Source organism: Ruegeria sp. CDSC002, from assembly GCF_059610905.1.
The window spans coordinates 1-22436 of the sequence record NZ_JBXWOM010000022.1 but is presented as its reverse complement, the minus strand read 5'-3'; the positions used below and the strand labels follow the sequence as shown (position 1 = coordinate 22436).

General features: G+C 54.7%; 25 protein-coding genes and 1 riboswitch. Of the genes, 13 read left to right on the top strand and 12 right to left on the bottom strand.

Annotated elements, in window-relative coordinates; all coding sequences use genetic code 11:
* A partial coding sequence (locus AC2FJE_RS23105; protein ID WP_496761517.1) for a cation:proton antiporter domain-containing protein occupies positions 1-716 on the bottom strand: 716 nt, incomplete at its 3' end.
* A 70-nt stretch (positions 717-786) separates the two neighbouring features.
* Here AC2FJE_RS23105 and pyrE point away from each other — a divergent pair.
* Complete coding sequence (gene pyrE, locus AC2FJE_RS23100; RefSeq protein ID WP_496758636.1) at positions 787-1503, top strand: orotate phosphoribosyltransferase; 717 nt, start codon at positions 787-789, stop codon at positions 1501-1503.
* Complete coding sequence (locus tag AC2FJE_RS23095; protein ID WP_472722278.1) at positions 1484-1618, top strand: hypothetical protein; 135 nt, start codon at positions 1484-1486, stop codon at positions 1616-1618. The genes pyrE and AC2FJE_RS23095 overlap by 20 nt, the downstream gene beginning before the upstream one ends.
* A 349-nt stretch (positions 1619-1967) precedes the next feature.
* Here the strand turns inward: AC2FJE_RS23095 and sstT are convergent, their stop codons facing one another.
* On the bottom strand, positions 1968-3197 hold the full coding sequence (gene sstT, locus AC2FJE_RS23090; protein WP_282121282.1) for a serine/threonine transporter SstT: 1230 nt from the start codon (positions 3195-3197) through the stop codon (positions 1968-1970).
* Positions 3198-3430: 233 nt separating this feature from the next.
* Entirely contained in the window at positions 3431-3610 is a 180-nt protein-coding gene (locus AC2FJE_RS23085) for a hypothetical protein (protein WP_472722276.1), read from the bottom strand.
* Here AC2FJE_RS23085 and AC2FJE_RS23080 point away from each other — a divergent pair.
* A complete protein-coding gene (locus AC2FJE_RS23080) occupies positions 3609-3776 on the top strand; it encodes a hypothetical protein (protein WP_472722275.1) in 168 nt (55 codons plus the stop codon). The genes AC2FJE_RS23085 and AC2FJE_RS23080 overlap by 2 nt on opposite strands.
* Positions 3777-4104: 328 nt before the next feature.
* Positions 4105-5805 (top strand): aspartate-alanine antiporter, encoded by a 1701-nt coding sequence (gene aspT / locus AC2FJE_RS23075; protein ID WP_496761516.1) that lies wholly within the window; start codon positions 4105-4107, stop codon positions 5803-5805.
* Positions 5806-5912: 107 nt separating this feature from the next.
* Here aspT and AC2FJE_RS23070 read toward each other — a convergent pair whose 3' ends face one another.
* Both AC2FJE_RS23070 and AC2FJE_RS23065 read right to left on the bottom strand, forming a co-directional pair.
* Entirely contained in the window at positions 5913-7544 is a 1632-nt protein-coding gene (locus AC2FJE_RS23070; RefSeq protein WP_496700059.1) for a bifunctional aspartate transaminase/aspartate 4-decarboxylase, read from the bottom strand.
* A 449-nt stretch (positions 7545-7993) separates the two neighbouring features.
* Positions 7994-8743 (bottom strand): DUF998 domain-containing protein, encoded by a 750-nt coding sequence (locus AC2FJE_RS23065; protein ID WP_282171142.1) that lies wholly within the window; start codon positions 8741-8743, stop codon positions 7994-7996.
* A 542-nt stretch (positions 8744-9285) separates the two neighbouring features.
* Positions 9286-9496, top strand: a riboswitch (cobalamin riboswitch).
* A 229-nt stretch (positions 9497-9725) separates the two neighbouring features.
* On the opposite strand from AC2FJE_RS23065, the gene AC2FJE_RS23060 reads away from it, so the two are divergent.
* Genes AC2FJE_RS23060 through AC2FJE_RS23050 form a run of 3 tightly spaced genes read left to right on the top strand, consistent with a single transcriptional unit; the run spans position 9726 to position 12275 of the window.
* Entirely contained in the window at positions 9726-10484 is a 759-nt protein-coding gene (locus tag AC2FJE_RS23060) for a metal ABC transporter ATP-binding protein (protein WP_496761515.1), read from the top strand.
* The gene (locus AC2FJE_RS23055; RefSeq protein ID WP_496758629.1) at positions 10477-11379 is read left to right on the top strand and encodes a metal ABC transporter permease; all 903 of its coding nucleotides are present in this window, start codon (positions 10477-10479) and stop codon (positions 11377-11379) included. The genes AC2FJE_RS23060 and AC2FJE_RS23055 overlap by 8 nt, the downstream gene beginning before the upstream one ends.
* Complete coding sequence (locus AC2FJE_RS23050) at positions 11376-12275, top strand: metal ABC transporter solute-binding protein, Zn/Mn family (RefSeq protein WP_282121290.1); 900 nt, start codon at positions 11376-11378, stop codon at positions 12273-12275. Before AC2FJE_RS23055 ends, AC2FJE_RS23050 begins: the two co-directional genes overlap by 4 nt.
* Before the next feature lie 82 nt (positions 12276-12357).
* On the opposite strand, the gene AC2FJE_RS23045 is transcribed toward AC2FJE_RS23050, so the two are convergent.
* A complete protein-coding gene (locus tag AC2FJE_RS23045) occupies positions 12358-12600 on the bottom strand; it encodes a hypothetical protein (RefSeq protein WP_108861889.1) in 243 nt (80 codons plus the stop codon).
* A gap of 186 nt (positions 12601-12786) precedes the next feature.
* The gene (locus tag AC2FJE_RS23040; RefSeq protein ID WP_109310856.1) at positions 12787-13698 is read right to left on the bottom strand and encodes a LysR family transcriptional regulator; all 912 of its coding nucleotides are present in this window, start codon (positions 13696-13698) and stop codon (positions 12787-12789) included.
* A gap of 170 nt (positions 13699-13868) precedes the next feature.
* Between AC2FJE_RS23040 and AC2FJE_RS23035 the strand changes: the two genes are divergently transcribed.
* The 6 genes from AC2FJE_RS23035 to AC2FJE_RS23010 all read left to right on the top strand — a co-directional run bounded on the left by AC2FJE_RS23035 (position 13869) and on the right by AC2FJE_RS23010 (position 18115).
* A complete protein-coding gene (locus AC2FJE_RS23035; RefSeq protein ID WP_058273760.1) occupies positions 13869-14885 on the top strand; it encodes a TRAP transporter substrate-binding protein in 1017 nt (338 codons plus the stop codon).
* A gap of 69 nt (positions 14886-14954) precedes the next feature.
* The gene (locus AC2FJE_RS23030; RefSeq protein ID WP_058273759.1) at positions 14955-15491 is read left to right on the top strand and encodes a TRAP transporter small permease; all 537 of its coding nucleotides are present in this window, start codon (positions 14955-14957) and stop codon (positions 15489-15491) included.
* A 17-nt stretch (positions 15492-15508) separates the two neighbouring features.
* Positions 15509-16849 carry a TRAP transporter large permease gene (locus AC2FJE_RS23025; protein WP_282154257.1) on the top strand — a complete coding sequence of 447 codons (1341 nt, stop codon included), beginning with the start codon at positions 15509-15511 and terminating at the stop codon, positions 16847-16849.
* 17 nt (positions 16850-16866) lie between these two features.
* Positions 16867-17361, top strand: coding sequence for a universal stress protein (locus tag AC2FJE_RS23020; protein ID WP_058277392.1), 495 nt, complete (start codon positions 16867-16869; stop codon positions 17359-17361).
* A 271-nt stretch (positions 17362-17632) separates the two neighbouring features.
* Positions 17633-17860: a DUF1127 domain-containing protein gene (locus AC2FJE_RS23015; RefSeq protein WP_108861885.1), complete on the top strand. Its 228-nt coding sequence runs from the start codon at positions 17633-17635 to the stop codon at positions 17858-17860.
* Between the two features lie 51 nt (positions 17861-17911).
* Positions 17912-18115 (top strand): hypothetical protein, encoded by a 204-nt coding sequence (locus AC2FJE_RS23010; RefSeq protein ID WP_282171145.1) that lies wholly within the window; start codon positions 17912-17914, stop codon positions 18113-18115.
* 88 nt (positions 18116-18203) lie between these two features.
* Here AC2FJE_RS23010 and AC2FJE_RS23005 read toward each other — a convergent pair whose 3' ends face one another.
* Genes AC2FJE_RS23005 through AC2FJE_RS22985 form a run of 5 tightly spaced genes read right to left on the bottom strand, consistent with a single transcriptional unit; the run spans position 18204 to position 21977 of the window.
* Entirely contained in the window at positions 18204-19346 is a 1143-nt protein-coding gene (locus AC2FJE_RS23005) for a saccharopine dehydrogenase family protein (RefSeq protein WP_282171146.1), read from the bottom strand.
* A gap of 22 nt (positions 19347-19368) precedes the next feature.
* Positions 19369-19617 (bottom strand): SemiSWEET family sugar transporter, encoded by a 249-nt coding sequence (locus tag AC2FJE_RS23000; RefSeq protein WP_496761514.1) that lies wholly within the window; start codon positions 19615-19617, stop codon positions 19369-19371.
* 12 nt (positions 19618-19629) lie between these two features.
* On the bottom strand, positions 19630-20676 hold the full coding sequence (locus tag AC2FJE_RS22995) for a saccharopine dehydrogenase (protein WP_282171147.1): 1047 nt from the start codon (positions 20674-20676) through the stop codon (positions 19630-19632).
* Between the two features lie 14 nt (positions 20677-20690).
* Positions 20691-21305 carry a glutathione S-transferase family protein gene (locus AC2FJE_RS22990; RefSeq protein ID WP_496761513.1) on the bottom strand — a complete coding sequence of 205 codons (615 nt, stop codon included), beginning with the start codon at positions 21303-21305 and terminating at the stop codon, positions 20691-20693.
* A 21-nt stretch (positions 21306-21326) separates the two neighbouring features.
* Entirely contained in the window at positions 21327-21977 is a 651-nt protein-coding gene (locus tag AC2FJE_RS22985) for a histidine phosphatase family protein (RefSeq protein ID WP_496758616.1), read from the bottom strand.
* Positions 21978-22436: the final 459 nt, after the last annotated feature.

Genomic DNA, 22436 nt, shown 5'->3' with positions numbered 1-22436 from the left:
GATATTGAAATCTGCGCCATTTCCCAGCGGCCTACGAAAGCCATCAGCCAAACCGCCATGCGCGCCATGAGCCAACCGGTGAGAACTCCACCTGCGATCAACAGCGGAAATTGCCCCACGGCTTCACTTAGCAGTGGATTGGGTCTCCCGAGCATAACAAAGCTCATGAATAGCCCGAAAAGAGCAATCGCAGCAGCATCGTTAAGCAGGCTTTCGCCCTCGATTATTCGCGACAGCCTGCGCGGTGCCGAAATCGACCGGAAAATGCTGACAACCGCTGAGGGATCCGTTGTCGATACAATAGCACCGATCAACAGACAGGCGGCCAGCGGCAGCGTACTTGCCCAACTGAGCGCATAGCCAATGGAAAGTGTCGCAACAATTACTGCCACAACGGCCATCATCAGGATGGGCATCCAGTCATCCAGCATCCTGCGCAGGTTCATGCCGAGTGTCGCCTGAAAGAGCAGCGTGGGCAGGAAAACATAGAGGAAGACGTCTGACCGGATCGGTAGATCGATAATTGCCTGTGCCCCCGGATTCAATGCATCCGTCAGGTCTGTGTCGAGAAAGAACGTCGCGCCAAGCCCGATCACTATCCCTAGGACGGCGAGGATAACGCTGTAAGGCAGGCGCATTCGCGCGGCCAGCGGTTCCGCCACGCCGATTACAACAAAAAGAGAAGTGATGATGGTCGTAATGACGACGATATCCATAGTTACGTATTACCTGAGAACTCGAGTAAGTGGAATCCACTCTTAAAGCCGGATCGACCACGTGGAATCAATGTGTGAGCTTTCAAATGCCCGGTTAGAGCCCTATCCGGCCGTTTACCACCATTTAGGACGATTAAAACTAGGTGATAATTGGCAGTTAAGCGGGACATTACAGTCAATCCGACAACTAAGGGCTGACAGTGTTTTGCCGTTCTTCTACTTCTGGGGCGTTTTCAAGCTGGAGGATGCGATGATTAGTCTAAAGACATTTTCAAAATCTGAACTCGCCCGTCGTGTGGCCGACATTGCTACGCTTGAGGGCGAATTTTTGCTGCGCTCTGGGAAGATCTCGCACCGCTATTTCGATAAGTATCGGTTTGAAGGTGATCCGCTTTTGCTGAAGCCACTGGCGCAGGCGATGAGCTCCCTTTTGCCCTCGGATACGGAAATTATTGCGGGGCTTGAGCTGGGAGGTATCCCCTTGGTCACGGCGATTTCCCTTGAAACCGGGTTGCCAGCAGCATTCGTTCGAAAGGCGGCAAAGACCTACGGAACGTGTCGCGCAATAGAGGGCCAGGACATCGCCGGGAAAAAGGTAACGTTCATCGAGGATGTCATTTCCACGGGTGGTGCAGTTACTGAAGCTTATCAGCTTGCGGTGCAGGAAGGCGCTGACGTTCTCGCGGTCGTCTGCGCTATCTGGCGCGGAGAAAGGGAACTGACAATTCAGGGCGTTCCTACCCTTCCTGTTCATCCAGTATTTTTGCATGCTGAATTGGAGCGCTGAAGAACTGCTGGACCCAAAGATCTACTGGAACAAGGGGCTCAATGCAGCCATTCTCTGGGCCGGCATAGACGGGCAGGATGAGCCTTTAGCGGTCATTGCTCAGTGGCTGGCCTGACGCGTTCGCTTTGGTCCGCTTCCGGCCCATACCGGACATTGGAAATACCTATGACTTAAGGCAGCTGAGCGGGACAAAGCCGCCGTTCGCCCCAGCTTGTACCAAAGACCGCCATGCGGACAAAGCCGCCTGATGCTGGTGCGGCGAATTTTGCCTCCATGGACCGGCAAAGTGCCGGTTCCGTCGCCGCTGTGCAGCGTGATTTCCCGAAACCGGGCATTGAAATCCGTGAAATTGGCCCAAACCGGAACCGTTCGTTCACTGCAACGGTTTCGGAAGTCTTACATGCGGACCAATCTGTCCTTCAACCGGTGACCAGTGCCACCGGTTGAAGTGTTTTACGTAGTGGCTAAGCCGTGGGCTGTGCCGCAGGCAATTTACGTGGGTAAGGGTCGCCTTGTTGAAACGATCCCGCCGCAGTGAACAGAACGTCGGTCGACGAGTTCAAACCGGTTTCTGCAGAATCTTGCAGCACGCCGATTATGAAGCCGATGCTCACCACTTGCATAGCCGTTGCATTGTCGATGCCAAACAAGCTAGCGGCCATTGGGATCAGCAACAGTGAACCTCCTGCTACGCCCGAAGCGCCAGTGGCAGCGATCGAAGCAATGATGCTCAGGAAAACAGCTGAGACAAAATCAACTTGAATTCCCATTGTATGAACAGTTGCCAACGTCATCACTGTGATGGTTATGGCGGCACCGGCCATATTGATTGTCGCTCCGATTGGAATGGTGACCGAGTAAGTCTCTTCATCCAAATCCATACGACGGCAAAGTTCCATGTTTACCGGAATATTGGCGGCCGAGCTGCGCATGAAGAAAGCGGTAATCCCGGACTCTTTCAGGCATGTGAAAACCAACGGATATGGATTCTTGCGAATGCGCAGGAACACGATCAGCGGATTTACAACCAACGCCATGAAAATCATGCAGCCAAGCAATAACGCCAGCAGTTGGCCATAGCTTGCAAGTGTTTCAATGCCGGTCTCAGCAATTGTCGAAGCCACGATACCAAAGATGCCGATTGGAGCCACTCGGATTATCGCTGCGACGATCTTGGTAATCGCGCCGTCCAGATCCGACATCAAGGTCTTGGTCGAGTCGCTGGCGTGACGGAAAACAAGCCCCAGGCCAACGGCCCAGGCGAGAATGCCGATATAGTTAGCGGTTGCTAAAGCATTCACCGGATTGTCCACGATTTTCAGCAGGATATTTTTGACCACCTCAGCTAAACCGTCCGGAGCATCCAAAAGCTCGGGCGTACCTGTCAAATGCAGAGTAACCGGAAACATGTAGCTGGCTGCAACCGCAACCAGTGCAGCTGCGAAGGTTCCGACTATATACAAAAGCACCACGGGGCCCATACGCGCCTCGCTGCCTTTTTTGTGGTTTGTGATCGCAGCGCAAACCAGGATCAGCACCAGAACTGGTGCAACAGCTTTCAATGCATCGACGAAGAAGTCGCCAAGCAGGCCGACCGCTGACCCGGCAGTAGGCCAAAGGGTGGCAAGCAGAACACCGGCGACAAGACCGATGGTGATTTGAGTAACCAGACTACCACGCAGAAGAAAATTCATGGGGACCATCCTGTTTGAATAGGGGCCTCACGGGCGAAACTCACGCCCGCGCAGGCACGGTTGAAGTTCAAGGGCTGGTGGCTATTTGGACGTCTTGGCGCGGAATTAAACTGCTCTAGTTGGCTTAGGCCTTGGTCGCTCGGTTTTGAAGTATTTGTTTTGAAACTAAAATTTCATGATTTGCTTAAGAATTACAAAGGTTTACCCCGCGTCAACTTACTTGCATGGTTCACTCAAGATAAATGATTTTTAATAAAGTTCCCTAAGTGGTTGTACTCTGAATCGACTCCTTTCTTACCCATGCGGTCCAGTGATGAACCAGAAGCTGCATTGGCAAGGATGGTGTGACAAAGTCCGGTTTCGAACAGCGCTAATCCATCGCTTTCAGAAACAGGTCTTAGCAAAGAAAGCATGCTGAAGACGCCCGCTTTGGGCCCCGAGCCGCCATTGCTTAGCCGTCTGGGTGCTGCGTGTACAGTTGACCGGTCGCAGCCCGAAGCGGACATTGGATTTGAGGCGCACTTGGCGGGTCAGCGGAAAAAGCTGCCAGCCTGGATGACCGTCTTTTCTCCAGCGTAAATTTGTTGGTTGTCTTCCAATAGACCCAAGAAAAGTTTCACGCCAACAATGCGGCCATACTCTCGGAACTGGAATTGTCTGAGAGCAGAGACTGAAGACTTAACTGCGTGTATGAAGACGCTGTCCTGTACACAGTCGCCCAAGGTTCAAACTTGCGGCTTCATTCCTGTAGACCGGGTCAGAAAACAATCTGCTCTTCAAAAAGTTTATTCCAATTACTTTCGAAAAGCCCGCACGACGCCCATCGTCTAAATTTTTTGTTTTCAATACAGTAAGGCGCTGTATCTTGAACGGAAAGGACCACCGTTGGGACGCGGGAGATTTCACAATGGAATTGATTACAGAACAACTGCGCGCCTTCCCGATCATGGCACTGTTTCTTTGTCTGGGTCTGGGATACGGCGTAGGGAAGTTTCGGGTCGGCAAGTTCGAACTGGGGGGCATCGCTGGTACATTGTTGGTGGCGGTCTTCATTGGCCAGATCGGCGGTATCAACCTCAGTACCGATGTTCAGAATGTTTTCTTTTCCCTCTTCATATTTATGGTCGGCTACAATGGCGGCCCGCAATTTTTTGCGGCCTTGAACCGAACTGCGCTGACCAAGTTACTGGCCGCGTTTATGATGACCCTCTGGGGGTTGTTTTTTGTTATTGTTGTGGCTCGGTTGGCCGGCTTGGACAAAGGGTTGGCGGCTGGATTGGCCGCTGGTGGCCTGACACAATCTGCAATCATCGGCACCGCTGGAAATGCCATCGATCTGCTTGGGCTGGCCGCAGATGAGGCAGAAAAGCTAAAAACCAACATCGCCGTAGGATACTCGGTTACTTATATCTTCGGCTCGATCGGCCCAATATTGGCAGTTAGTGTCATTCCAATCATCATGCGTGTCGACCTGCGGCAAGAAGCGATTAAGCTGGCTCAGAAACTCAGCGGCGGCGGTCGCAAACTAGAGGAAGGTGAGTTCCTTCCTATGAACCGGTTTGACGCCCGAGCCTATCAGGTAAATGCCGATGCAACCATTGCCGGAAAAACCGTCAAAGACATCGAAAGCGGTTATGATGGTGATCTAATCGTTGAACGGTTACTCCACGATGGCGCCCCTGTGGATCCGAATCCTGAAACAGTGGTCAATGCCGGAGACGTTGTGGTCGTCTCTGGCCTCGTAGCGACTTTGACCCAGTTCGAGCGTAGCGCCAGTGGTGAAATCGGAGAGTATCCTCCTGAACTGACGGTTGTAGAGGAACGTCGTAACGTAGTGGTCACCAACCGCAAACTGACTGGCAAAACCTTGGCAGAATTGAGCGAGGCTCTGACAGGGGATCAAAGGCGCGGCGTTCACATCTCAAAGATCACCCGCATGGGCCATGATGTCCCTGTCCTGCACAACACCGAGATACACGCAGGTGACGAGGTCAGCATTGTCGGTCACAAGGACGATCTGAATCGAGTTGCGAAAGTTGCGGGCTACGTTCCGCCTTCGGCCTCGGTAACCAATTTCATTGCATTGGGGATCGGCGTCGCCATTGGCTTTCTGATAGGAGAGATCAGTTTTGTCATCGCAGGAACCAAAGTGGCTTTGGGGTCCGGTCTCGGTTGCCTAGTTACAGGGTTGATCATCGGCTACATGCGCATCCGGCGACCCAAGATCGGCGGCATTAACCGGGGGGCCGCGAATTTCCTTCAGAGCTTTGGATTAGCTGTGTTTGTTGGTGTCGTTGGCCTCAATGCAGGCAAGCCCGCACTAGAAGCGATTCAGGAATATGGGATCACGCTGTTGCTGTTGGGTGTGGTGGTTACATTGATGCCCATGATCGTGCAGTTCCCAATCAACTATTTCGCCCTGCGTATTAAAAACCCGATTGAGGCCTGTGCGGTTGTGACCGGATCACGCTCGGGCAATCCCGGTTTTGCGACACTATTGGAAAAGGCCGGAAACTCGACTCCCACACCAGCTTTCACCATGACCTATGCCGTGGCTAACATCTTCCTAACGCTCTGGGGACCGTTGGTTGTGGCTTTTGTTCCGTGATTCAAACCGGAAATGGGCGCGACAACCGGGGTCCTAACCTGGACGGGTGGGATCAGCGTTTGTGCAAACCATCACGCTGATCCGTTCCTCTTTGCTATTGCTAGATCTCAACCGTGCAACGGCAGTCCTTTCGAGGCACGGTAGGCCTGCACGTAACCCGTGGCCACCGCGCGCACCGCTCTTCCGATCTGGCGGTAAGCACTATCATCCAAATTGGCGAACGATACCCGCGCTGACCAGTTGGGCGCGTCAAAGCCCGATCCATTCAGCAAAACGATCCCGTGGTCCTGAGCCAGTTTGAAGGATATATCTAGCGGGTGGACATTCTCTTTAATCCACTCGACCACCTCTTCTCCCACGTATTTACGGAGCCAGAATTCGAAGTCGATGATACCGTAGTATTTGTCGAACAGCGGGTTATCTGGAACTTCGATGCCCATCCCTTCGACCAACTCGTCAAAGCGGTGCTTCAGAATACCCCAGCAGAATTTCTGATAGGCCTTCTCTTCGTCCATAAGCTCGACCAGTGAAAACAAAGTCATCATCACCTGCTGCGGCAGTGATAGACCTGCGGTGTGGTTCAGCGCAACATCGCGGCTGTCGGCGACGATCCGGTCGATGAACTTGAACGAGGATGGATCAGGCGTCAACGTTTCGTACCGTGCGTTGACGACGGCCTTGGTTTCGTCCGTAGCCTCCGCAATCATCTTGTCGAAGATGTTGTTCTCGGCCACCAAAATCGCGCCCAAACGCCACCCGGTGCAACCGAAATACTTGGAGTACGAATAGACCCCGATTGTGTTCTCAGGCAGATGCCCCAAGATAGACTGAAAATTCGGAACGAAGGTCCCGTAAACATCGTCAGTCAGAATGATCAGGTCCGGGCGGCGGTTCTTTACGAACTCGACAAGCCGAGTCGAGACTTCGGGGCTGATAGCGACTGAAGACGGGTTGCCCGGGTTGACCAGAAATAGTGCTTTGACTTTCGGGTCGGACAAGATTTCGAAATCATCGTCGTTCAGTTGAAAGTGGTCCTCTTCTTTCGAAGATACATCCACGGTGTTCAGCCCATAGTCTTCAAGTACCGGCATTTCCAGATAGGGTGTGAAAATCGGTGTGCCCAACGCAATGGTGTCGCCGGCATTCAGCAACCGCTGGTTCTTGAGTGCCTTGAAAATATAACACATTGCAGCGGTTCCACCCTCAACTGCGTAGATATCGAACTTCGCATCCGGACGGTGCCCCGCGCACATCGCCCACATAACGTATTCGTGGACAATCGCCTCGTTGTGCTCCATGCACCGGTCGGGCATCGGGTAGTGGTCGCCAACAATACCGTCGGTCAACTCGAGCACGAAATCGTCCGGTGTAAAACCAAATTTCTCAATCGCAAAATCCACTACGGCCACCAAAGTTTCCGCACCTGGAGGGCCGTTTCCTTCAACCGATTTGGAACAATATGCTTTTAGCCGGTCATAACAGCCTGGCCCTTGCGGCATCCCGGCCAAACCGACCTGCGGCTCATTACGATGGCGCTGAGCTTCTGTCATAGCGAACTGCCCTAAAAGGAAAAACGCCTCCCGCGCTTTAGTGGCGATCCAGTTAGGGTTCCCTCGACCGGCATTGAGGTATGGCAAAGCCATCTGCCGCGCCTCTTTTTGCGCCAACTTAATAAGTTCGTCTTTGATTTGGAAAGGACTTAGGTTTTCAAATTTATGCAGGTTGAGTGATTCTGGCATGACATCAAATCCTTGCGTTAAAACAGATGACGTAGTTTAGCGGATCGCATGCAAGGCAATGTGTCAATGAAAACAACACTATTTGATGGGAACGGCGTAAAACCGAGAATTACGATTCTTCATTTCAAGCCTTGGCTGTAACCATTTTGCAAGGCAGACAGGGTGATGGAAATTGCGCCGACGCTTTGGTCTCAGTGCTGACATCCCACTAAAATTTGCAAGGTTCACCATCTGCGCATTGCTGCCTTTCGTGGCCGCCAAAACTGCGCAAACAGCGAATGTCCAGAAGGTGGCCTGCTCTACCAACACCGTTCCTTGATGGAACGACTGCTATCTCCGAGGCAGGATGTAAGGAATGACCGCTTCGAGCTGATGGCTGTCATCCAAATTGGGGGCAGAGAACGATCGCTCTGAGCCCACTTTGGCCAATGCTGCACACCGCAGGAAGGTCAGTTTTGAGGCAAAATTGAAGCAGCATATAGTCCCAGCGATATAAATTGGAAGTAGATCCATGCTTCGAGGAGGCGTTGGAATAAGCCTTGTGTTACTGGCATCAAGAAAATTGTGATAAACAAACAGAAGCCGACGATTGTAGCTGGCGGCGCCAAGCGCCGCAGAAGCGAATTTGGTGGGGCAGTCAGGCTGAGGATCAGCAAACCGATCAACGCAAGCGGATAAGCCGTCACCGCAATTGCCATATGAGCAATATGGACCAACGTGCTTGTCATGTTCTCGTCGCTGCCTCGACTATCACACCCCGCATCACAAGGCAGAAAGGCGGCAAGTATCAAAAGAATGGCGTAAGCGGATAGAAGCAATATCGAGATTCGTTTTGTCCTGCTGCCTGGGAGGCAACTGTTTAGTCTTGCGAGGAACGCCAGAAGCCAAATCTCTGTCGGTATGAAGACGGCATAGTTGGTCCACGTCGCCAAGGGGGCCCCTACAGCCCCGAGTGCGCTCATGAATTGGTCGATATGCGAATAGTTGGGGGTCAGTGCACTTATGATGCCCACGCCTATCGCCAACCAAAGTCCACTAATAATGGGCAAAACGACAAGGCTTATTGATCGTGAGTTGCCCCAGAGAGTTATCCGCAAAAGCTCTGCCCCTGTGTTGACGCGCACGCTTCTTAGAGCGATTGCCCTGACGAGTTGGCACCTTCCGTCAGGCAAGCCGATCAGAACACGTCGCTCATCCATGTCAATCACAGAGTGGGATCACAACTTCCAGAATCTGGCACCGGTAAATCAGTAGCCTCCGTTCAGGTGCATCTGATCGCTTCCGAAAGCAGACCTTTGCGCCATCGCGGCATTAGTCAGCTTTGTCCCGCTTATCGGAAGTTTGGCTACTGTTTTGCGAAAATCCGCTTCTTCCTCAAACCAAACACTTTAACTTAGTTCGACAACCGCGGTTGCACCTTGCCGCAACCGGCGTCAGACTATCCAAAACACCCCGCTCAGACGGCAATCGATCAAATAGATCAATCGCTTAACATCGGCACCCCGTCAGGCGAATAACCTGCAATGTCAAAGACCCAAATCATCCCACTGCAGACAAAAAAAGTCCGGGCAGAATAAATTCAGTCAAAAAGACCGTTGGCGTGGGTCTGAAGCTGCAAGAAGCGGGGCTCGTGTAGTATCCACCGTTGCCTCACGTCTACCGCGTCCTCCGTAGTCGACCGGTGACTGGAACGAATAGCCATCCCTCACAGGTTTGCGCTCTTGTCGAATCAAATCAATTCGTATTTTGTCCTCGCGATGGTTCCCGACTGTATTTTGCGGTCAGGGATAAAAGGGAATACGGTGCGGTTCTGTAAAAAGGCCAATTCCGTGACTGCCCCCGCAACTGTAGGCGGCGAGCGACCCGAGATCGTCCACTGGGCAATAGCCTGGGAAGGATCGGGATAGCTTTGACCCGCAAGTCAGGAGACCTGCCATCCGAAATTTATGAACCTGGGCGGGGTGTCCCAGAGGGAGATGACAATGTTTCAAGCGGTCCGTACCGTGCACGACCTTGCGCTCGCTTTGCCCCTGTCCAAACACAGGAGGCGTTGCCGTTGTCATTGCAAAAAGCTGACACCCAAAGGGGTAAGTGTCTGACAGAATTCAGCGTTCCGGTGCTGGTGGCGGGGGCTCTGGCGCTGTCGGCGCTCTTGTGGCTCGCGATTTACGCGGTGATTTGATGACGGCCGTTTTACAAATCCGCGATCTGACGTTGGGCTACCGCGACCTTACATTGTTTCACCGCCTCTCCATGGATATCGCGGCTGGAACGACCCTTGCCGTTCTTGGTGCGAACGGGTCGGGCAAGAGCACTTTTGTAAAGATGCTGCTGGGCTTGATGGATCCTCTTTCGGGCAATTTGACTTGGCCGCAGGGCCGTCCTGGTGACATCGGGTATCTGGCGCAGATGACAGAGTTCGACCGCCGATTTCCCATCCGTGTGAGGGATCTTGCTGCGATGGGTGCCTGGCGCGGGTTTGGTTATCGTACCGGGCTGGACGCCGCCGCGCGCAACCGGATGGCTGCAGCGCTAGATGAGGCCGGGGTACTGGATATCGCTGACCGGCCTCTGCATATGCTGTCGGGAGGGCAACTGCAGCGCGCGCTGTTTGCGCGGGTTATCATGCAGGACGCGCCGCTGATCCTGTTGGATGAACCGTTTGCCGCAGTCGACCAAAGTACTGAAGCGCATCTGCTGTCGATTATACGCCGATGGCGCGATGAGGGTCGCGCGGTGGTTTTGGTGGTGCACGATCTTTCCTCAGTGCTGGATTATTGCAGCCATGCGCTGCTTTTGGGCGGGCAAGAGGCGACCCATGGACCGGTAAATGACGTTCTGACGCCAGATCGGCTGGTTGCGCAAGGATACCTCTCGGAAAGTCAGGCGTCCTGGATGTTCCGTGGCACCCATTCAACAGCGGAGCACGCCAATGTATGACCTGATCGCAGAAATGTGGAGCTTTGCCTTCATGCGTCGCGCTTTTGTGGCAACCACGGTCTTGTCGGCCTCGGTCGCACCGGTAGGGGCGTTTCTTGTTCTGCGTCGTCTGTCGCTGGCTGGCGAGGCCATGGCCCACGCGATTACCCCAGGCATCGTCATCGGCTTTGTCACGGCGGGCCTTTCGGTCATGTCGCTGTTGGTCGGAGGGCTTATCGCGGGTGTTGGCGTCGCCATTTTGACCGCCTTTCTGGCACGCCGGACGATCCTGCGCAGCGATGCTAGTCTTGCCTCGCTGTATCTTATCGCATTGGCGGTGGGTATCTTTATCCTGTCTGCAGCGGGGTCCGCAGTTCCACTAAAAAGCTTCCTGTTCGGATCAATCCTAGGGATCGACGACGCGTCGATGGTCCTTGTCGGAGGGGTGGCGACAGTAACTTTGTTGGCATTTGCCGTTCTGCTTCGTCCGCTGATTGTCAGCACCTGTGACCCGGTTTTCTTCGAAACGCAGACGCGCCGACCGTGGTTGGTAGATCAGGGTTTTATGCTGCTGTTGGTTCTGAACCTTCTGGCTGCGTTCAAAACACTGGGAACGTTGATGGCCGTTGGCTTGATGATCCTTCCCGCAACTGCGGCGCGCTATTGGGCCAGTACGATCACCGGGCAACTGGTCCTGGGTTTTCTGTTTGCCTTGTCCAGCTGCTGGATCGGCCTGACCCTGTCCTACTTGTTCCCGGACACGCCGTCCGGCCCGGCGATCGTTTTGGTTGCCGGTGGGTTCTTTCTGTTCTCGGCCATTTTCGGTCCCCTTGGTTTTGGCAGACGGATGCGCAAACCGTCTGTTTCCAAAGACATCCCCATTGCCCAAATTCAACAAGAAGAGAGAGCACAATGACTCTTGTGAAGTCACTCTATGCCGGCATCGCCTCTGTGTCGTTTGCTTTGGCTGCATTGCCGACCGTTGCGGCAGAAGACAACGTCAAGATCGTCGCCAGCTTTTCGATCCTCGGCGACATGGTCGAAGAGGTCGTGGGCGATCTGGCCACAGTTACGACAATCGTGGGCCCGGATGCGGATGCGCATGTGTATCAGCCTTCGGTTGCAGATGCGAAGGCCGTTGCCCAGGCGGATATCATCTTTGTCAACGGTCTGGGCTTTGAGACATGGTCCGATACCCTGATCGCTGAATCGGGCACTGACGCAACCGTGCACGTTGCCACCGATGGTATCACGCCTGTCACAGTCGAGGGCAAAATCGACCCCCACGCTTGGAACTCGCTGTCGAACGGCATGATTTACGTGACCAATGTGGCCGACGTGATGACAGAGGCGATGCCCGAGCACGCCGAAGAAATCGCTGCCAATGCTGCGGCCTATATTGCGCAGCTTGAGGCGCTGGATGCAGAAACCAAGACGAAGCTGGCAGGCCTGCCTGCCAATCGCCGCACGGTTGTGACTGCACATGACGCATTTGGTTATCTGGCAGACGCCTACGGACTGACTTTCCTTGCGCCGGTTGGCATCGATACCGAGGCGGAGCCATCAGCCAAGGATCTTGCTGTTCTGATTGATCAACTGAAGGCGGATGGTGCTGCGGCGCTGTTTGTTGAAAACATCACAAGCCCTACTTTGATTCAGCAAATCTCGGATGAAACCGGTATCGTGATTGGTGGACGGCTTTTCTCAGACGCCTTGTCGGAACGCGGTAGTCCGGCCACCAGCTATCTCGCGATGTTCCAGCACAATCTGAACACTCTGTTGAACGCGCTTGGGAACGCAACCGCAAGCTAACTAGTCTTTAGGTACGGGGCGGCGCCTGAACCGCCACCCCCCGTACCGTGCATTGGAACAGCGGGTTCTTGGTAATCGTCCCCTAGTCCGGCTTCCATCCATCTTCGTATTCTCCCAAAGTTCGGGAAAGATCCAACAGCGAGGCGAACAGTCTTGCGTAAACGTCCCGTGACATCATGGTCTTGTTGTCATCCAACACTTGCAGAAGATCGACGACGCCCGAGGCAAAGGCATCATAGACCAACTGGTCCGCGGGCGTTGGGTCCAGGGTCCATATATCGTGCGTGTCGTAATACCCTACGGGTTGGGGATCGTCGTCTATCATTTGTCCGCCTCATTTTGGTGAGGCGCATGTAAGTGATAAGAAGGCGAGCACCAGTGATGTGGCAGGAAGTCACAAGTTTTTGGCAACGCCAAAAATGCGAATCCGATATCGCGTTTGGCCGTTGACAGGATGTGATGAACCACGTCTTCACCACAGTTGGCTCGTGTTGTGCCAGCCCGGCAGTTGTCAGGGTTTCGAATGTTCGCTCTGCAAAACTTCCAGAAACAGGTTTGTCACCCGTGTTGGTTCAGGTTGCTTTCTGGTCACTGCTGCAAACCGGGTTCGATATTGCGTTTCGCCCGGCAACACCATCCGCATCTTTTCCTGGTCCACAAAGTCCTGCGCAAGATGATCAGGCAAATAACCTATGTATCGCCCTGACAGGATTAGTATGGCCAGCGCCTGCTCGCTTTGAACTTTTGCTGACCGTTTGAAACCCAGTTGCTGACCGACGATCAGGTTCGGAGAGTTCACGCTGAGCCCAACATAGTTGTACCTGAGCAGGTCACTGGTCCTGAGTTCCTGGTCTGGTATTTCGAAAAGGGGGTGTTCCCGGCCGCAATACAGGAACATGTTCTCGCCATATAACGGAGCATAGTTAAGACTTGTCGAAGGGCGATGCAGCGCAATAATTCCGATGTCGAGCTGGCCACTGATGACCATGGTCTCGATCACGTTTGGCGGCTCAAGGGACAGTTCGATCTGGACCGAGGGGGCGGCTTCGTTGAACCGATGAATGGCGCGGGCAAGCCGGGAATCCGGGTTTGACGCACATTGATCAAATAGCGAAATGCGGATCGTTCCCCCCAACTGTTCCTTGATCTCGCTGACCTCGTTCCGAAATTGCGACACGGACACAAGCAGGTGATCTGCTGCTTGCAGCACTTTTGCGCCGTCTTCTGTCAGGGCGAAACCCGCAGGACCGCGCGTGCACAGTTTTAAGCCCAATCGCAGTTCCAAATCAGTAACATGCTTCGAAATGGTGGATTTGCCGATATTCAGCTCAACTTCGGCCGCAGACAGACCACCACTTTCCACAACCGTCTTGAAAACGCGCAGCAATCGGATGTCGCTGTCGCCGATGCGTGAGGCAACCATTTTCTACCCAATTCGTAAGGTTCGATATATATGAAACCTATCGCGCAAAGAATGGCAACATAGAAACACATTTCACGAGCTACTCTGAAAAAGCCGAGGTAGAATCGGACTGGCCATCTCTCCCCAGGTCAGCGCGCACCTCGAAACATGATAAAACTGGGAGGACATCTATGTCATTCATCAAAAAGCTTGGCACCATGACTGCTGCCGTTTCGGTCGCAGCCCTGATGGTTGCGGGCGCAGCCGACGCGAAAAACTTCAAGATTGCTGTTGGCGATAGTGCAGGCAGCGCACAAGAAGCCCTTGGCTTGGCTTTCGTTAAGGCACTCGAAGAAAAATCGGGTGGCGCACACACAGCTACACTGTTCCTGAACGGTCAGCTGGGTTCCGAGCAGGACACCGTCAACGAGGCCGCAATCGGCACGCTGGACATGTCGCTGCTGGCGATCAACAACATCACGCCGTTCTCGCCTTCGGTTGGTGTATTCACTCTGCCTTATGTGATCCTGTCGCTGGAAGATGCTGAAAAGCTGACCCAAGGCCCGATCGGTCAGGAACTGGTGGAAAACACCATTCGTGACGCAGGTGTGCGCATCATCGGCTGGACCTACACAGGTTTCCGCCGTCTGACCAACTCGAAAAAACCTGTCAGCTCGGTTGCTGACCTGCAGGACCTGATCATCCGCGTTCCCAAGAACGAAATCATGATCGAAACCTACAAGTCCTGGGGTATCAGCCCGACTCCGATGGCATGGTCCGAGACCTTCACCGGTCTGCAAACCAAAGTTGTCGACGGTCAGGACAACCCTTACCTGACGATCAACGCAATGAAGTTCTACGAGGTCCAGAACCACGTGACCAACCTGCGTTACATCTTCTCGATCGAACCGCTGATCGTTTCGGAATCTGTTTTCCAGGGTCTGAGCGAAGAAGACCAGAAGATCATCCTGGAAGCCGGTCAGGAAGCAACTCAGATTTCCGCTCAGTTCCTGCGCGACTCTGAAGCTGCGATCAAAGAAGAGCTGACTGAAAAAGGCATGGCAATCATCGATCCTGAGAACGATGAGGCCGAGTTCATCGAACTGGCAACCGGTGCAGTATGGCCTCAGTTCTATGAGTCCATCGGCGGCGTCGAGAAACTGAACACGGTCCTCGAGGCCATCGGCCGCGAGCCCGTCCAGCAATAATCGCCAATGAGCGAAAAGGAAAAGAGCGCTTCGGCGCTCTTTTCATCTCAGGGAGGAGGGAATTCCGCAATGTTCTGGAAATTTCTGGACAATATCGAAAGTATCATCTGCCGGATCCTGCTATCCGGCTTCGTCTGTCTGCTGTTTGTACAGATCATAGCGCGTGAAGTCTTTGGCTTTTCGTACAGCTGGATCGAAGAACTATCAGTCTACATGTTCGTCTGGTTTGTCTACTTTGGCGCCAGCTATGCGGCATTGAAAGGCGCGCATAACCGGGTGACCTTCCAGTTCAAGTTCCTGCCCGAACGCTACATCAAGTACATAGAGGCTTTTGCTGATCTCTTCTGGCTCTTTTTCAACGTCTACTTCCTGTATCTGGCCACGGACTTTGTCTTCAACAAGATGAACAAGTTCTGGAAGTCCCAGACTCTGGGTATCGAGATGAAGTATGTCTACATGGTTCTGCCTCTCGCCTTTGCGCTGATGACCGTGCGCATCATTCAGGTGAACTATCGCCGCCTGATCAAAGGCGAAGACATCCATGATCCTGACCAGATCGACCTTGATGAAATCAAAGCTGCCACCGAAGCAGCTAAACGCGACTGAGGCAGGGAGGAAAAACCATGGAATCCGAAATCGTCACAATCCTATTTGGATCGTTTCTTTTACTGCTGCTCATCGGTGCACCGATCACGGTTGCGCTGGGTGTGGCATCGCTGTTCTCGTTCCTTTACCTGGGCGAAAACCCAATCAAGTTCGTGCAGATTGCATTTACCTCGGTGGGTGCGTTCCCACTGATGGCTCTGCCTGCATTTATTCTGGCGGGGGCTCTTATGGAGGCCGCCGGTATCTCAAAGCGCCTAATCAATGTTGCTGAAAGTCTGGCTGGTCCATTCACCGGCGGTATTTCGGCTGCAACGGTTATGGCCTGTCTGTTCTTTGGCGCCATTTCGGGCTCGGGCCCGGCAACAACCGCGGCCGTGGGGATGCTGATGATCCCAGCAATGATCGACCGTGGCTATGAGCGCGGCTATGCCTCTGCTATTACCGCTTCTTCTGGCGGCCTCGGGATTATTATTCCTCCCTCCATCCCGATGGTGATCTTCGGCATTGCCGCGCTCGGTATGGCGCCTCCGCTGGAAGCAGTTGAAAAGTTCGGCACCTTCCAGTCGGTTTCTATCTCGAAACTGTTCATCGCGGGCTTTGTCCCGGCGTTCCTGATCGCCACCAGCTTGCTGATCCTGAACTACTTCATGTCTAAGAAGCGTGGGTACAAAGGTGTGGCCGAAGGTTGGTCGCTGCGTCATGTGGCCTGCGAGATGTATCGCGGGTTCTGGTCGCTGATGGCGCCGCTGGTGATCCTGGGTGGTATCTATACCGGCTTCTTTACCCCGACCGAGGCTGCAATCGTCGCAATCTTCTACACTCTGTTCGTTGGCGTGGTCATCTATCGTGAACTGACATGGCAGTCGCTGTTCCAGTCGCTTGAAGCCACCACGTGGCTGACGGGCCGTGTTCTGCTGATCCTGTTCACAGCGACCGTGTTTGGCCGCCTTCTGGTGGAAAACCAGATCCCGGCGATCATCGCGGACTCGATGCTCAGCTTTACCGACAACCTTTATGTGATCTGGGCGCTGATCATCTTCTTCCTGCTGTTCGTCGGCATGTTCATGGAGACACTGGCCACCATCCTGATCCTGGTTCCGGTGATGCTGCCTGTGGCCTATTCGGTCGGTATCGACCCGATCCACTTTGGTGTGGTGATGGTCTGTACGCTGGGTATCGGCTTCCAGACGCCGCCGCTGGGTGAAAACCTGTTCATCGCATCGGGTATTTCGAACATAACGATCGAGCAGATCTCGATCCGTGCATTGCCCTTTGCAGCGGCTAACACGATCGCGATCTTTATCATTGCGTTCTTCCCTGAGCTGTCGCTATGGCTGCCAAGGCTGTTGGGCTACTGACCTGAAAGGATGATGCTATGAAACAAATGGTGACAAATATCCTGTTCGCCACCGATCTGTCGGAAAACTCGGGTCATGCCATGCGAAATGCGGCCAGCATTGCGATGGCGACAGGGGCAGAAATTCACGTCCTGCATGTGAACGAACCCCTATCGGACGACGCAAAGATCACGATGGACATGTTCATCCTGAACGAAGAGACGCGCAAAACCGCGGCCCAGCGTCGCCATGAAATGGTGCGCAAGGTGCTGGCCGAACGGCAAGCCAAGTTCTGGGCACAGTTCGAAGGCGATGACGCGAAGATCCGTGAACAGGTGTCCTCGATCGAGGTCACCGACGGGCACCCGGCCGAGGTGATCCTGCGCCGCTCGGTCGAGATGGGGTGCGATCTGATCGTGCTCGGCGCGCATGACCACGGTTTTTCGCACACCTTCCTTGGGACAGTGGCAAAACGTGTCTTGCGTCGATCAAAAATCCCGACGCTGATCGTTCCGAACCCGGACGAAGTCTAAAATTTCCACGGGCCGCTGCGATGGTAGCGGCCCGTGCTTTGCACCATGCCGCGCGGAACGACCAAGAGATGCCTGAATACCGCGTATTCCGCATCCAACAGCCCTTTGATCATCTTGGGCCAAAATCCTCCAAGCTGAATGCCTCTGGCAAAGATCAGGCCAGGCTAGATTTGTTAACAGAGCTTAATGCTTCGGTGTCCTATCCTTAAGAACCGGTTCCTTTATTTGAATTGTGACGACAACCGCAATCCAAATTCAGGAGGAGAAGACCATGGAAGCGACACAGACAATAACCCCGAACGGCAACGTTTTTTCCACGCTGTTTGCGGATTATGCAGAGGCCCGAACCGAGCATTTCCGCCGCAGGATTTTCGCCAAAACAGTCCACGACCTGGAGGCGCTAAACGATTGCCAACTGAGCGACATCGGCGTCCCTCGGGCTGAAATCAAGCAACGCGCCTATCAAAGTGTTTATCACGGCGCACCTTATCGGCAGTAGCGACGGGCCAGCCCAAAACACGCTCGCGTAACCAGTTATGAGGTAGACCCCATGTTTGATGTCATCCCACCAAGCAAGCAATTGCCCCCCACGAATAGCGCCCTGCTGTTGTTCGACCGTGCTATGCGCATACGTGCGATCAGTTCCGAAATCGTTCGGGCTGCGCAGTATCTGAACAGCTTTTCCGACCAGGAATTGTCAGAGCTGGGCATAAATCGCAGCGATCTTGACGATACGATCCAACGGTACATCTGAATCTGTGGCGATAGCCAGGTTTGATACCGGCGACAGAGACGAAGATAAAAGCCACTCCGACATCCAGGAGTGGCTTTTTAATTCGAATTTAGGCGGTGTGATCGACGACCTGTAAATGCTGCGCCAGCTTGCCGATCTCGGCCATCCAACCCTGCACCAGTTTTGGGTCGCTGGGTGCCGCATGGACACCGACGGCGATCGCACGATTCAGGACCGCTTCGACTGCCAGCGAGACCGGGATAGACACCAGTCGCGCCATTGCCGTGCCGCGCGCGTCGCCCCAGGCGTCCATGACATAGGTTTTGTGCCAGACGGGTGTTCCGTCTTTCTCGGCCTTCAGTCCTACGCACAGAACCACACGGTCCGGTTCCCCTTCGTCATAGGCGTTTTCGTCCCAGAACTGGTCCGACATTTCCTTCAGGCGCGCGTCGCCCTCGGGTCCGGACAGGGTTTCAATCTCGCTGAACACATCCGACCACGCATCGGCCCAGCCATTTAGGCGCAGGGTGCCACGGACGAATTCCTTGACGGTCCAGTGATCCTCGAACTGATATTCTTCCATGAAAGGCAGAGAGTCGCGGTTCGGATAGACCTCGAAGCTTTCAGGTGTGGGCAGCGGGGCGATATAGCTGCTGATCGCGTCCCACGGGCGGGCTACGTCCAGCGGTGCATAATCACGGATCGATTTCGACGGCGAACGCAGGGCCTTGAGCACACCCAAAGGCGACCAGCTGAACTTGTAGCGGAACGGGTTGGGGTTCTTCGGAATGCCGCCGCAATACGAGATAAAGCTCAGGTGGTTGTTCGCATCAAACGCGTCCGAGGCGCGATAATCGGCGATCAGGGCGTGAGCCATCAGGTGGTCAATGCCCGGATCAAGCCCGACCTCGTTCACCAGCGCCACACCGGCCTCGCGGGCCTTGTCATCCAACGCCCGCATCTCGGGCGCAATGTAAGAGGATGAGACAAAATTGGCCTCCTTCGAGATGGCCAGTTCCGCCAGCGGCACGTGCCAATCGCCCGGCAGCATTGAGACGATCACGTCGCCTTTTTTCAGCACTGCGCCCAGTGCGTCGATGTCAAAGGCACGAATGTCGTCGGTCAGGTCTCCGATTTCGGCCTTGGCCTTTTCAATGGTCCGGTTCCAGACAGTGACCTTGTGCCCGCCTTCAATCAGGCGACGCAGGCCGGGGATGGCCGACAGGCCGGTGCCACACCAATGGATGGTCATGCTTAAGCTCCTATATGGCTGTTCAGCCGAATTTCAGTTTCGCGATTACGATCGCACCGACAAGAAGGATCGATATCACGTTGCCCAGGATCAGAGGCCAAGCAGCGATCATCAATCCGTAGGCCAACCACAACGTCAGTGTTGTCAGGATCAGCAGATTTGCAGGCAGAGACAGGTCCTTGGTTTCGCGACTGCGCCATGTTTTCAGGGTCTGGGGTAGCCAGCAGATCGTGCCAAGAACCGCTGCTGCACCGCCGATCATGTGTTCCATGTGTGCACCGGCTCAGACATGTTTGCGAAACTCGTCCTGTGCTCGACCCCAAACACCGCTTTCGATCTCTTTCAACGTCAGCAGAGTTGTCAGCAGTTGCGCGGCGTAGTCTTCAGAACTTTCGACCGGCAGCATCGACGGCAGGTTGTCGATCGCCATGACGTCCATTACCGGATCACTCGCAACACGCAAGGCAGGGGCGTCCCACGTGGTGGCGTGGTCGTAAACGGGTACCGGGTTGTAATCGCTGTCCGGGTCACAGGCGACGTCGCCAATAGCAGTCAGTTTACGCGGCTCTGTCAGCGCCTCGCGCGGCACAAAGACCGGGGTGCCCGGGCGGGCAAAAATACAGTTCAGAAACAGGTCATGTTCCAGAATTTCGGGGAAAGGCCCGCCGCTGGCGGTTTCAGCCATGTCCCATTTGGTGACACTGACGCCCATGGCCTCGCACAGGTCGGCGGCGCCTGCACCCACGCGACCCAGCGCGCCGATCACGATGGCGCGGGGACGATTGGCGCCTGTGGCGTTCAACTCGGCCAGTAATTCAGCATTCAGCGCGTCCTTGCCCGAATACACACCAACGGGCGGGCATTCCTCATTCCGTTGCTGCGCCGCCCATGCTTTCAGGGTGACAGCTGCGCCAGCATAACCAGCCCAATACCCGAAGGCCGCGACGCGACGGCCGTTCTCGTCCACAAGGTATTCCAGATCATAAAGCGTTCCGCCCCCGGCCTTGAACCGCTGCAGTAGGGCGCGGCCAGAATGCTGACCCTTATAGGCGTGGCCGAACATGATGTGGCGATGGGGCAGGGGGGTGCCGTCCTCTGGCAATTCCTTCAAACCAAAGACGATGGCATCAAGGGGGGCATCGGGCCAGGAATTCTCGGGCGCAATTTCGCAGCCTGCGTTTTTGTAGCCGTCTATCGGAATAGCGCGGACATGGCTTTCCTCGACGGTTACCCGGATGCCTGCCGCAATCAGGGACGCCGCGCCTTCTGGGGTCAATCCAACCCGTTCTTCATTCGGGCGTTGCTCTGCCCGGACCCAGAGATGTGTCATGCGTCGTCCTTCACTCAAATCATCCCGGCGGCGCGCACCGCCTGAACCGAGGCGCGCGCCTCCATCGCCTCGCGGAAAGCGAGGATTTTGGGAAAGGCCGACACGTCCACGCCGTCGCCTTCCAGCCAGCTGCACACCACGTATAGATAGGCGTCCGCCAGTGAAACCGTATCGCCCAGCACAAATGGCCCGCGCAGACCATTCGACACGATGTACTCACAGGACGCCGTCATGGTCTGGGCGACCTTGCCGGTCATGTCTTTCCAGCTGGCTTTCTTGTCGGCCCAACGGGCCCCGCGCAGCTTGTGTGCGTGGTTCACATGCATGGTCGAGGACAGATAATACATCACTTCGCGCATACGGGCCGCCATGACAGGATCGGCGGGGACAAGATTTGCGTCAGGCGCAACCGTAGCGACATATTCCAGCAACGCCCCGGTTTCAGTCAGGATGCCGCCATCAACCGCCAATGCAGGCACACGGCCTTTTGGATTGATCTGTTTGTAAGCGGGTTTGGTCTGGTCGCCTTCGGCGAAGTCCAGACGGACCGCTTCATAGTCCAGACCGGCCTCCTCCAAGGCGATGGCAACGGCGATCGAAATGGTGCGGGGAGCATAATAAAGCTGCATCAGAGTGCCTCCGGGCTTGGATTACAGATGCGTTTGGGCAAACTGCCGGTCGGGCGCTTCCAGATGCGGGACTGCGTTGAACAGAACCGGGCTCAGCTGCGCGCCTATCGGGTGCAGACGATGCATTGAGGTGTTCATGATGGCAAGAGCCACCCGCGCCATCGCAGGTATGTCCAGTCCCATGGCCTGTCGCACAACCATCGAGATCAACCCACCTGAGGTCACAACAATCGCGGGCCCACCCTCGGTTCCGATATCACGCAAAGCGTCCGAGACACGTGTTTCGAATTCCTCAAAGGTTTCCGGGGTCTCTTCGATCTCACCCCTGGCCCACGCGGTAAAAGTTCGCGGCAAATGTTCGACGAACCCCTCACGGTCGGTTGGAATCGAAACGCCATGCTGCTCTTCATACAGTTTCGCAATGTTGAAGTATTCGATCTCATTTAGGCGCGGATCGCGGGTGGGTTCTGGCAGCCCCATGCTGGAAGCGGTTTCCAAGTGTCGCGACAAGGTTCCGCAATAGACGCGCGGGTAGAACGCTTTTGTGTTCTGCAGATGCGCACCTAGCCAACGTGCCTGCTGATGGCCCAGCTCGCTGAGCTTGTCATAATTTACTTCGTCACGTGCGGTGGTGTTGGCCTGCCCGTGACGCACCAGTGTGATATGTGCCATTGCGTCCCCTCTTGCGCGAAGTCTTAGGGCAGGATCAGGGGCGGTGCCAGAGCCCTTTGGCAGAAAGCGGCTAAAAACCAGTTTGATGGCTCGGCTGTCTTTTGTTCGCCGCAGAAATTTGCCCATGGCACGTCGCATGCGATGTTGCCTAACGGAAAAAAGTTTCCTATAGGATACAAATCCGCTGCATGCGGCCGTATACATGCCTCTGCAACGCCGCCCTCGGGGGACCAAAAGACCGCCAGCAGTCGAAGCCTGTTGACTCGCTGCACAGTCCTAGGAACCTTGGTGTCAATTGGCGACAATACAGAGATAACGTTGCAATCCATGCGGCAATGTTGCCAAGGTCTTAGGAAAGGTCTCTTCCATGTCTGACGCACCCAAACGCACCCCATTGCATTCTTTGCACGTTGAGTTGGGGGGTAAGTTGGTTGATTTTGCTGGGTGGGAGATGCCTGT

What these genes read in the sequence shown, in the direction of transcription:
- pyrE (WP_496758636.1), top strand. Translation starts at nt 787, where the DNA reads ATGTGTGAGCTTTCAAATGCCCGGTTAGAGCCCTATCCGGCCGTTTAC.
- AC2FJE_RS23095 (WP_472722278.1), top strand. Translation starts at nt 1,484, where the DNA reads ATGCTGAATTGGAGCGCTGAAGAACTGCTGGACCCAAAGATCTACTGG.
- sstT (WP_282121282.1), bottom strand. Translation starts at nt 3,197, where the DNA reads ATGAATTTTCTTCTGCGTGGTAGTCTGGTTACTCAAATCACCATCGGT.
- AC2FJE_RS23080 (WP_472722275.1), top strand. Translation starts at nt 3,609, where the DNA reads ATGCTGAAGACGCCCGCTTTGGGCCCCGAGCCGCCATTGCTTAGCCGT.
- AC2FJE_RS23085 (WP_472722276.1), bottom strand. Translation starts at nt 3,610, where the DNA reads ATGCTTTCTTTGCTAAGACCTGTTTCTGAAAGCGATGGATTAGCGCTG.
- aspT (WP_496761516.1), top strand. Translation starts at nt 4,105, where the DNA reads ATGGAATTGATTACAGAACAACTGCGCGCCTTCCCGATCATGGCACTG.
- AC2FJE_RS23070 (WP_496700059.1), bottom strand. Translation starts at nt 7,544, where the DNA reads ATGCCAGAATCACTCAACCTGCATAAATTTGAAAACCTAAGTCCTTTC.
- AC2FJE_RS23065 (WP_282171142.1), bottom strand. Translation starts at nt 8,743, where the DNA reads ATGGATGAGCGACGTGTTCTGATCGGCTTGCCTGACGGAAGGTGCCAA.
- AC2FJE_RS23060 (WP_496761515.1), top strand. Translation starts at nt 9,726, where the DNA reads ATGACGGCCGTTTTACAAATCCGCGATCTGACGTTGGGCTACCGCGAC.
- AC2FJE_RS23055 (WP_496758629.1), top strand. Translation starts at nt 10,477, where the DNA reads ATGTATGACCTGATCGCAGAAATGTGGAGCTTTGCCTTCATGCGTCGC.
- AC2FJE_RS23050 (WP_282121290.1), top strand. Translation starts at nt 11,376, where the DNA reads ATGACTCTTGTGAAGTCACTCTATGCCGGCATCGCCTCTGTGTCGTTT.
- AC2FJE_RS23045 (WP_108861889.1), bottom strand. Translation starts at nt 12,600, where the DNA reads ATGATAGACGACGATCCCCAACCCGTAGGGTATTACGACACGCACGAT.
- AC2FJE_RS23040 (WP_109310856.1), bottom strand. Translation starts at nt 13,698, where the DNA reads ATGGTTGCCTCACGCATCGGCGACAGCGACATCCGATTGCTGCGCGTT.
- AC2FJE_RS23035 (WP_058273760.1), top strand. Translation starts at nt 13,869, where the DNA reads ATGTCATTCATCAAAAAGCTTGGCACCATGACTGCTGCCGTTTCGGTC.
- AC2FJE_RS23030 (WP_058273759.1), top strand. Translation starts at nt 14,955, where the DNA reads ATGTTCTGGAAATTTCTGGACAATATCGAAAGTATCATCTGCCGGATC.
- AC2FJE_RS23025 (WP_282154257.1), top strand. Translation starts at nt 15,509, where the DNA reads ATGGAATCCGAAATCGTCACAATCCTATTTGGATCGTTTCTTTTACTG.
- AC2FJE_RS23020 (WP_058277392.1), top strand. Translation starts at nt 16,867, where the DNA reads ATGAAACAAATGGTGACAAATATCCTGTTCGCCACCGATCTGTCGGAA.
- AC2FJE_RS23015 (WP_108861885.1), top strand. Translation starts at nt 17,633, where the DNA reads ATGGAAGCGACACAGACAATAACCCCGAACGGCAACGTTTTTTCCACG.
- AC2FJE_RS23010 (WP_282171145.1), top strand. Translation starts at nt 17,912, where the DNA reads ATGTTTGATGTCATCCCACCAAGCAAGCAATTGCCCCCCACGAATAGC.
- AC2FJE_RS23005 (WP_282171146.1), bottom strand. Translation starts at nt 19,346, where the DNA reads ATGACCATCCATTGGTGTGGCACCGGCCTGTCGGCCATCCCCGGCCTG.
- AC2FJE_RS23000 (WP_496761514.1), bottom strand. Translation starts at nt 19,617, where the DNA reads ATGGAACACATGATCGGCGGTGCAGCAGCGGTTCTTGGCACGATCTGC.
- AC2FJE_RS22995 (WP_282171147.1), bottom strand. Translation starts at nt 20,676, where the DNA reads ATGACACATCTCTGGGTCCGGGCAGAGCAACGCCCGAATGAAGAACGG.
- AC2FJE_RS22990 (WP_496761513.1), bottom strand. Translation starts at nt 21,305, where the DNA reads ATGCAGCTTTATTATGCTCCCCGCACCATTTCGATCGCCGTTGCCATC.
- AC2FJE_RS22985 (WP_496758616.1), bottom strand. Translation starts at nt 21,977, where the DNA reads ATGGCACATATCACACTGGTGCGTCACGGGCAGGCCAACACCACCGCA.